The 5,514-nt window shown below is 64.8% G+C and carries 6 protein-coding genes and 1 tRNA gene; 6 read left to right on the forward strand and 1 reads right to left on the reverse strand.

The genetic code is table 11. The features are described 5' to 3' along the window. The first annotated feature begins 96 nt into the window (after positions 1 to 96). The 3 genes from IRZ30_RS15170 (at position 97) to erpA (ending at position 2,257) form a co-directional block, all read left to right on the forward strand. Positions 97 to 615: a 3-isopropylmalate dehydratase small subunit gene (locus IRZ30_RS15170; protein WP_294086352.1), complete on the forward strand. Its 519-nt coding sequence runs from the start codon at positions 97 to 99 to the stop codon at positions 613 to 615. After that, positions 612 to 1,727: a 3-isopropylmalate dehydrogenase gene (leuB, locus tag IRZ30_RS15175; protein WP_294086353.1), complete on the forward strand. Its 1,116-nt coding sequence runs from the start codon at positions 612 to 614 to the stop codon at positions 1,725 to 1,727. The genes IRZ30_RS15170 and leuB overlap by 4 nt, the downstream gene beginning before the upstream one ends. A 164-nt stretch (positions 1,728 to 1,891) precedes the next feature. Further along, on the forward strand, positions 1,892 to 2,257 hold the full coding sequence (gene erpA / locus IRZ30_RS15180; RefSeq protein WP_294086354.1) for an iron-sulfur cluster insertion protein ErpA: 366 nt from the start codon (positions 1,892 to 1,894) through the stop codon (positions 2,255 to 2,257). A gap of 107 nt (positions 2,258 to 2,364) precedes the next feature. Here the strand turns inward: erpA and IRZ30_RS15185 are convergent, their stop codons facing one another. Further along, a complete protein-coding gene (locus IRZ30_RS15185) occupies positions 2,365 to 2,604 on the reverse strand; it encodes a hypothetical protein (protein WP_294086355.1) in 240 nt (79 codons plus the stop codon). Positions 2,605 to 2,833: 229 nt separating this feature from the next. Here IRZ30_RS15185 and IRZ30_RS15190 point away from each other — a divergent pair. The 3 genes from IRZ30_RS15190 (at position 2,834) to IRZ30_RS15200 (ending at position 5,426) form a co-directional block, all read left to right on the forward strand. Next, positions 2,834 to 2,915, forward strand: a tRNA-Leu gene (locus tag IRZ30_RS15190). 454 nt (positions 2,916 to 3,369) lie between these two features. Beyond that, positions 3,370 to 4,893 carry a restriction endonuclease gene (locus tag IRZ30_RS15195; protein WP_294086356.1) on the forward strand — a complete coding sequence of 508 codons (1,524 nt, stop codon included), beginning with the start codon at positions 3,370 to 3,372 and terminating at the stop codon, positions 4,891 to 4,893. 170 nt (positions 4,894 to 5,063) lie between these two features. Next, positions 5,064 to 5,426 carry a hypothetical protein gene (locus tag IRZ30_RS15200; RefSeq protein ID WP_294086357.1) on the forward strand — a complete coding sequence of 121 codons (363 nt, stop codon included), beginning with the start codon at positions 5,064 to 5,066 and terminating at the stop codon, positions 5,424 to 5,426. Positions 5,427 to 5,514 lie beyond the last annotated feature (88 nt).

Consider the following 5,514-nt stretch of genomic DNA (forward strand, 5'->3'; position numbering starts at 1 on the left):
GTGCTCGGCCGTGTGGCCTCGCCCGCCGCGTTGAACTAATCGGGTAACGACGGGGCCGGCCGCCGCGCGGCCGGCCAGCGCAGGGAGCGCAGGCGAATGCTGATTCGAGGCAAGGTCTGGAAGTTCGGGGACGACATCGACACCGACGTGATCATCCCCGCGCGCTATCTCGTCACCTTCGAGCCGGAAGAGCTCGCCAAGCACGTCATGGAGGACATCGACCCGACCTTCGCGAGCAAGGTTCAGCCGGGCGACATCATCGTCGCCGGCAAGAACTTCGGCTGCGGCTCCTCGCGTGAGCACGCGCCGATCGCGATCAAGGGCGCGGGGGTCGCCGCGGTGGTCGCCGAGTCGTACGCCCGCATCTTCTTCCGCAACGCGATCAACATCGGCCTGCCCGTTATCGACGCGGCGGAGGCGGCGCGCGAGGCGGAGACGGGCGACATCCTGGAGATCGACACTGAAGAGGGCGAGATCCTCAACACCCGCACGGGCAAGACCTACCGGGCCGCGCGCTATGACGACTTCATCCAGGACATCATCAACGCCGGTGGCCTGATGGAAGCGGTAACGCGGCGCGTCCAGGAGCGGCGGGGGGAGCAGCAGCCCTCATGAGCGAGCGCACCTTCCACATCCTCCTCCTGCCGGGCGACGGAGTCGGGCCGGAGGTAACCGCCGAGGCCCGGGCGCTGCTGGAGGCGGTCGGGTCGGCAATCGGCGCGCGCTTCGTCTTCACCGAGGGCCTGATCGGCGGCGCCGCGATCGACGCCTACGGCACCCCACTGCGGGACGAGGAGATCGACGCGGCGCTGGCGAGCGACGCCGTGTTCCTCGGCGCCGTCGGCGGCCCGGCCTGGGACCACTTGCGCGGGGACGCGCGGCCGGAATCCGGCCTGCTGCGCCTGCGCAAGGCGCTGGGACTCTTCGCCAACCTGAGGCCGGTGCGTGTCTTCGACGCGCTGGTGGACGCGTCCCCGCTCAAGCCGGAGATCGCTCGCGGGGCCGATCTGCTGGTCGTCCGCGAGCTGACCGGGGGGCTCTACTTCGGCCGACCCTCCGAGCGGCGCACCGACGAGGCGGGTCGCCGCGCGATCGACACGCTTCCCTACGCCGACCACGAAATCGAGCGGATCGTCGATCTGGCCTTCCGCCTGGCGCGCCAGCGTCGCCGCAAGGTCACCAGCATCGACAAAGCCAACGTCCTGGCGACCTCTCAGCTCTGGCGGGAGGTGGCGACCGAGGTGGCCGAGCGCTACCCGGACGTCACCCTGGAGCACATGCTGGTCGACGCCGGCTCGATGCGCCTGATCGCCCGGCCGGCCGACTTCGACGTGCTGGTGACCGAGAACCTGTTCGGCGACATCCTCAGCGACGAGGCCGGGGTGCTGGCGGGGTCGCTCGGGATGCTACCGTCCGCAAGCCTCAATGGTGAGCCGCCAACCCGCCCCGGGACGGTCGCGCCGATGTTCGGCCTGTACGAGCCGGTCCACGGCAGCGCGCCCGACATCGCCGGTCAGGGCCTGGCGAACCCGCTCGGCGCCATCCTCAGCGTGTCGCTGATGCTGCGCTTCTCGTTCGGGCTGGCCGATGCAGCCGACGCAATCGAGGCGGCCGTGGACGACGCCCTGTCGGCGGGCTACCGCACCCGCGACATCGGGGGCACGACGACCACAGCCGAGCTGGGCGCGCAGGTCCGCGAGCGGGCGCTGGCGCGCCTCGGCGGGTGAGCTGGACGCGGGTGGTAGAATATGCGCAGGCGTCGGGAGCGCGGTCGCGCTGCGCGGTGCCTTGACACCTGGCACTGAGCCGGTATGATTTTGTTAAGGATTGGTTGCGAAACGCCGGCGACGCCCGTGCGACGGGTACGGGGCGAACGTGGAGGAAGTGACTCATGATCACGATGACGCCGGAGGCGGTGGAGCGCCTGAAGGAGTACCTGGCGGACGAGGGGATTGAGGACGCGATGCTGCGCGTCTTCGTCGCCCCGGGTGGGTGCTCCGGGCTTCAGTACGGTATGTCGGTCGAAGAGGTCGCCGAAGAGGATGACCATATCTTCGAGCAGGACGGGATCAAGCTCCTGGTCGATCAGTTCAGCGCGATGTACCTCGAAGGCGCCGAGATCGACTACGTCAACAGCCTGATGGGCGGTGGCTTCACCGTGCGCAACCCGAACGCGGTTGCGACCTGTGCCTGCGGCCACTCCTTCGATACGGGCGACAACGCCGGGACCGCTCAGGGCTGCGGCTGCGGCGTCTAGGCGCCGGCCGCGCTCTCCGTACCCGCGATCGCAACGACAGCAAGCAATAGCACGCGCCGGGTTTCCGGCGCGTGCTACGTTTGGTGCTCGAATATGGCGTTGTGCGATCAGACCATCGCAACGGGTGCCGGTGCCGGAGTCGCTGCGATTGCCCCCCTCCGGCGGCGCCACGTCGTCTTGATGGGCTGATAGTGGCTCATTCGGCGCAGCCGCGCGAAGTCGGCCGGCGGGACCGGCTGCGGCGTGCTGTCGGATTCGAGCTGCAGGAACCCTTCCCCTCGCCGGTTCATGAGTAACCTGCGCCCGGGGTGGATTGCACTTTCAGCGATGACGCGATAGTGTTCCATCTCGGCGCTGCTTTCCAGAAACCTCCCTGTCACCATAACAGTAGCTAATGCATGTTCCGTGCCACGTCGCCTCCGCCCTCGCCCCGCGCCGATCCCTGATTGCTGATCTGTAAGGAGAAAACCGGTTCTGATGAGGAGAAGCACGCCGTCGCCGCCGCGGGCTCGGCCCAATCGGGGTGGTCCTGGTACAATCGAAGTGCCCGCGCTGGGCTTCGGCGCGGGCATCCCTGGGGGAATGTCGGAACTGGCAGACGAGCATGACTTAGGATCATGTGCCGCAAGGCGTGTGGGTTCGAGTCCCACTTCCCCCACCCTGTGTTCCGCTAGCTGAGTCAGTGAGGGCGGCGATTACCCGGACGCCGTTGTCGGTTATGGCACCGCCGCCCCGCACTAACACCCCACCGCAGTCCGTGTCTGAGCAGCTTTACCTCACGCATCCTCGTGCCTCGGTGACTTGGACGAAGTGCCTTGCCCAGCCCGCCCCGTCTTGGTCGAGCCGTAGACCTAGGTTCATGGCACAACAGCAATCCATACTTGTGAACGATCTCATCATGTTGACCACGTTCCTCAGCGTCGTACACAATTGAGTTCACAATCGCCATTTGCTATGTGACACGCGGTCGCGACACCGTGTTGACGCAGGGCCCGATACAACCGCGTTGTCGGGCGCACCCCGATCCTTCGACGGGGCGGAGGAGGACGCCAGTGTCCCGAAGACCCATGTATGTCGCCACGGTCACGAACGAAGTCTTAGGGAAGAGCCGCGTGGTCAAAGGCAGAAGTGAGCTGGAAGTGGCGATGAAAGTCGCCGAGATTGAGGCTCGGTGGGCGCAGGAGGAAGAGCGGCTCCGGCAGCGGCAAGCCATCCAGGATATGAAGGAACAGGCTGCGCTACAGACGGACGAGGCACTGGCTCTCATCGACGAGTATCGAGGGCTCCTGCGGGCCACGCTTCCGGTCGATGACCGGCTCGATTGGGAGTCACTCTACGACCGCCGTCCGTTCCATGCTCCCACCTTCGATGAATCGCCGCCGAGCGAGGAGGTGATCAGGAAGGAACTGGGGGTTCCCACCCCATCGCCACTGTTGGAGCTTCTGTGGCCCCGACGTAAGGCCCGACGCCTTGAACTCGAGGCGGCAGCGGCACAGACCTTACAAGCGCGGCAAGCAGATTACCAGAAGCGGAAAGAGGCGTTCGAGCGTAGAGTGGAGGAGGAGCGCGCTGCGTACGAGCGGGCGCAGGCCGCAAAGAACGCCGAAGTGGACCAGTTTCGTGTCGCGTTTGAGCGGGGTGACGCTCAAGCGATCGAACGCTATGTCGGGATAGTACTGGACCGCTCCTTGTACCCTGAAGGTTTCAACAAAGACGTCTCGATAGCCTACGTCCCGGACAGCAAGGTCCTGATCGTGGACTTTCAACTCCCCGGCCTGAACGATGTTCCACGCGTCGTTGGGTATCGCTTCGTGCAAACGCGCAAGGCTATTCAGCCCATAGAGATGAAGCAGCGGGAGTTCAACACCTTCTACGAATCCATTGTCTACCAGACCACGTTGCGAACCATTCACGAGGTGTTCGAGGCAGATTATCCGAAGCACATCCTGTCCGTTGTGTTCAATGGATGGGTGTCCGGGATCGATCGGGCCACCGGTAAGGACTTCACGGCCTGCCTCATCTCTTGCCAGGCTAGCCGCGATGAGTTCATGGAGTTTGACCTGTCCCGCGTCGACCCAAAGGAATCGGTGCGTGCACTCAAAGGATTGGTCGCGGGTCCGCTCGTGCAACTCGCTCCCGTGCGGCCCATCATGCATGTCGACCGCGAGGATCATCGCTTTGTGGAAGCACGTGAAATCCTAGTTGATCTCGAATCCTCCCAGAACCTTGTTGACATGCCCTGGGACGATTTCGAGCACCTCGTCCGTGAACTCTTTGCGAAGATTTTTCGGTCGGATGGTGGAGAGGTGCGGGTGACGCGAGCTAGCCGCGATGGCGGAGTTGATGCTGTAGCATTCGATCCCGATCCGATTCGCGGCGGGAAGTTCGTGATCCAGGCGAAGCGTTACAACGGTCTGGTTCCCGTGTCGGCCGTGCGGGACTTGTACGGGACAATGATCAACGAAGGGGCGGTCAAGGGGATTCTCGTCACCACGGGCTACTTCGGCCACGATTCGCGCGAGTTCGTGAAAGACAAGCCCATCTCACTAATCGATGGAGCGAACCTCGTCCACCTGTTCCATGAGCATGGGCACAATGTGCGGATCGAGTTGAAGAACGCCGGTCGGCGAGGGTAGTGATCGCAGCAATCGGGGCTCGACGGGTGGTTGTTAGTGGACCGAGTGCCGCGTCAGGATGACAATGTTACGTCCCGGATTTCAAGAGGCCGTATCGGATGGCACCAACTCTGTGTCTGGACCGTCCTTATGGAAGCAGCAGATCCACGCGGACTTGAGAGGGACCGCTGATGCGCGGGACCTGGTTCGCCATTGCACTGCTGCGTGTGCTCGGGGTGACGTTTTCAGCGGGTGGTTTCGGGACCTCTATCGCCGCGGCAGGTGAGGTAGCGGCGGATCGGGGTGCCGTAGAGGACGAGCCGGACGTCTGCGCCTACCTGCGGGTGGTTCCTTGCGACCGGGTGGTCGATCCGGGGATCGCGGTGCCACGGCGGTGGCCGGGGATCGGTCCGCGCAAAGAGCCGGGGCCTGGCGGGGAGACGCTGCGACGAGCGTTGCTCGGTCACCAACCACCGCCGTCGACGTGTCATCCAATTCCCCCCGCGGTGTTCGTCGGTCCCGAGCAGCACCTACCGTACAGCAGTACAGAGTAAGTGCGAAGCGCCGGCTCCTCGCCGGCGCTTCTGGTCTGGGCGTGTGCGCTGTGCCGCTTCTACACGTCGCGCTCGGATTGCTCGAGGG

It is taken from the genome of Sphaerobacter sp., assembly GCF_019683595.1.
Classification (GTDB): domain Bacteria; phylum Chloroflexota; class Chloroflexia; order Thermomicrobiales; family Thermomicrobiaceae; genus Sphaerobacter.

Excerpts from the sequence above, each read along its gene's own strand:
- IRZ30_RS15170 (WP_294086352.1), top strand. The coding sequence starts at position 97 with ATGCTGATTCGAGGCAAGGTCTGGAAGTTCGGGGACGACATCGACACC.
- IRZ30_RS15185 (WP_294086355.1), bottom strand. The coding sequence starts at position 2,604 with ATGGAACACTATCGCGTCATCGCTGAAAGTGCAATCCACCCCGGGCGC.
- IRZ30_RS15200 (WP_294086357.1), top strand. The coding sequence starts at position 5,064 with ATGCGCGGGACCTGGTTCGCCATTGCACTGCTGCGTGTGCTCGGGGTG.
- erpA (WP_294086354.1), top strand. The coding sequence starts at position 1,892 with ATGATCACGATGACGCCGGAGGCGGTGGAGCGCCTGAAGGAGTACCTG.
- leuB (WP_294086353.1), top strand. The coding sequence starts at position 612 with ATGAGCGAGCGCACCTTCCACATCCTCCTCCTGCCGGGCGACGGAGTC.